At 67.8% G+C, this 2,581-nt stretch carries 5 protein-coding genes; 4 read left to right on the forward strand and 1 reads right to left on the reverse strand.

From position 1 onward, the window contains the following. The coding region (locus BGO62_RS04475) for a TusE/DsrC/DsvC family sulfur relay protein (RefSeq protein ID WP_296639708.1) at positions 1-163 on the forward strand (163 nt) is incomplete at its 5' end. Between the two features lie 80 nt (positions 164-243). Here the strand turns inward: BGO62_RS04475 and BGO62_RS04480 are convergent. Beyond that, complete coding sequence (locus BGO62_RS04480) at positions 244-591, reverse strand: DMT family protein (RefSeq protein ID WP_296639703.1); 348 nt, start codon at positions 589-591, stop codon at positions 244-246. A gap of 91 nt (positions 592-682) precedes the next feature. Here BGO62_RS04480 and purE point away from each other — a divergent pair, with 91 nt between their 5' ends. The 3 genes from purE to BGO62_RS04495 form a co-directional block, all read left to right on the forward strand. After that, a complete protein-coding gene (purE, locus tag BGO62_RS04485) occupies positions 683-1,180 on the forward strand; it encodes a 5-(carboxyamino)imidazole ribonucleotide mutase (RefSeq protein ID WP_296639705.1) in 498 nt (165 codons plus the stop codon). Beyond that, complete coding sequence (locus BGO62_RS04490; protein WP_296639706.1) at positions 1,170-2,306, forward strand: 5-(carboxyamino)imidazole ribonucleotide synthase; 1,137 nt, start codon at positions 1,170-1,172, stop codon at positions 2,304-2,306. The genes purE and BGO62_RS04490 overlap by 11 nt, the downstream gene beginning before the upstream one ends. After that, a partial coding sequence (locus BGO62_RS04495; RefSeq protein WP_296639707.1) for a DUF192 domain-containing protein occupies positions 2,296-2,581 on the forward strand: 286 nt, incomplete at its 3' end. The genes BGO62_RS04490 and BGO62_RS04495, both read left to right, overlap by 11 nt.

Genomic DNA, 2,581 nt, shown 5'->3' on the forward strand with positions numbered 1-2,581 from the left:
GAACGGCACCGCGCCCAACCTGCGCTTCCTGCAGAAGGGCCTGAAGGAAGAATTCGGCGACGAATGGGGCGACAAGAAATTCCTGTTCGACCTGTTCCCGTTCGGCCCTGCCAAGCAGGCCGGCCGCTACGCCGGCACCCCGAAGCCGACCGGCTGCGTGTGAGAACACGGCCCGCCGCATCGAACGCCCCGCCCCGTGCGGGGCGTTTTGTTTGGACGCCTGCGGCGCGTGCGGCGCAGTAGCTACACCGATTCGCGGAACATGAAGTACACCGCCCCCATCAGGCACAGCGCCGCCCACAGAAAATCCCATTTCAGCTCGACCTTCATGTAGAACACGGCGAACGGCATGAACACCGACAGGGCGATGACTTCCTGCATGATCTTCAACTGCGGCAGGCTCATCACGGTGAAACCGATGCGGTTGGCCGGCACCTGCAGCAGGTACTCGAACAGGGCGATGCCCCAGCTGGCAAAAGCGGCGATCACCCAGGGCTGGTTGTTCATGTCCTTCAGGTGGGCATACCAGGCAAACGTCATGAAAACGTTGGAAAACGTGAGCAGGATCAGGGTTTGCAGGGAAGCGGGCATGGTCGTCGTCCGGAATCGCAGCGTGTCATTGTAGGGATTCTGCCGCCTGGCAGGCTGCTAAAATGCCGCCTTTCGCATTGCAAGGGACAGCATGATGAGCGCACCTCAGGTGGGGGTGGTGATGGGGTCTTCCAGCGACTGGGAGGTGATGAAGCACGCGGCGGGGCTGCTGAAGCAGCTGGGCGTCCATTTCGAGGCCAGGGTGGTGTCCGCCCATCGCACTCCCGATCTGCTGTACGAATACGCCGCCACCGCCGAGTCGCGCGGACTCCAGGCGATCATCGCGGGCGCCGGCGGCGCGGCGCATCTGCCGGGCATGCTGGCGGCGAAGACCATCGTGCCGGTGCTGGGGGTGCCGGTGCCGTCGAAATACCTCAAAGGCATGGATTCGCTGCTGTCGATCGTGCAAATGCCCAAGGGCATTCCGGTCGCCACCTTCGCCATCGGCGAGGCGGGCGCCGCCAACGCAGCGTTGTTTGCCGCAGCGCTGATCGCCCGTCACGACGACGGGCTGGCGGCGCGGCTCAACGACTTCCGCAAAAACCAGTTCGACAGCGTGATGGCGATGGAACTGCCCGATGTCGACTAAGCCGCTTCCCATCCTGCCCGGCGCGACCCTGGGCATCCTCGGCGGCGGCCAGCTCGGCCGCATGTTCACCATCGCCGCGCGCACCATGGGTTACCGGGTCATGGTGCTCGACCCCGATAGCGCCAGCCCCGCCGGGCAGATGGCCGATGCGCACCTGCAGGCGGATTATGCCGACCACGCCGCGCTGAAACAGCTCGGCGCCGCCTGCGCCGCCGTGACCACCGAATTCGAAAACGTCCCGGCGGCAAGCCTGATCGAACTGGCCAGCCATTGCCGGGTGTCGCCGGGCGCCGCCGCGGTGGCCATCGTGCAGGACCGCAGCCACGAAAAATCCTGGCTCGCCGACAACGGCTTCGCCACCGCGCCGTTCGCGCTGGTCTACAGCGAAGGCGACCTCGACGCCGCGCTGGCGGACACCGGCACGCCGGCGCTGCTGAAAGTGTCGCGCTTCGGCTACGACGGCAAGGGCCAGGCGCGGGTCGGCACGTTCGAGGAAGCCCGCGCGGCGTTCCGTGAATTCGGCGGCCAGCCCTGCGTGCTGGAAGGCTTCGTCGAACTGGAGCGTGAGGTGTCGGTGGTGCTGGCGCGCGACGATGCCGGCGAGTGCGCGCTGTTTCCGGTCGCCGAAAACCGCCACGACAACGGCATTCTCGACCTCTCCATCGTTCCCGCCCGCGTACCCGACAGCCTCGCCGCACAGGCGCGCGACACGGCACGCGCGGTGGCCGAGCGGCTCAGCTACGTCGGCGTGATGGCGGTCGAATTCTTCGTCGCCGGCGGCCGCCTGATGGTCAACGAAATCGCCCCGCGCCCGCACAACTCCGGCCACTACACGCTCGACGCCTGCGTCACCGACCAGTTCGAGCAGCAGGTGCGCGCGCTGTGCGGCCTGCCGCTGGGCGACCCCCGCCTGCTGTCGCCGGTGGTGATGGTCAACCTGCTCGGCGACCGCTGGGGCAACGGCGGCCCGCACTGGGGCACGCTACTGGCGCACCCCGCCGTCAAGCTGCACCTGTACGGCAAACAGGCCGCACGCCCCGGCCGCAAGATGGGGCATTTCAACGTGCTGGATGCCGATCCGGCCGCCGCGCTGCAACTGGCCGAGCGGCTGCGCGATGCGTTATAGCGGGCTGCTCAAGGCCGGGCGCCATGGCGCGCTTGCATTGCTCGTTTCATGCGCCGCCGGCGCCGCCGCGAACGACGCGCCGCTGCCGCTGCGCATCGGCCCGCATGTCTTCCAGGCTGAAGTCGCGGCCACGCCGCAACAGCGCGAACGCGGCCTGATGGGGCGCACCCGGCTCCCCGCCGACGGCGGCATGCTGTTCGTGTTCGAGCGCGCCGGGCGGCATTGCTTCTGGATGCGCGACACCCCGCTGCCGCTGTCGATCGCGTTTGCCGACG

The sequence above is a fragment of the Thiobacillus sp. 65-1402 genome, assembly GCF_001897685.1.
Lineage (GTDB): Bacteria > Pseudomonadota > Gammaproteobacteria > Burkholderiales > Thiobacillaceae > Thiobacillus.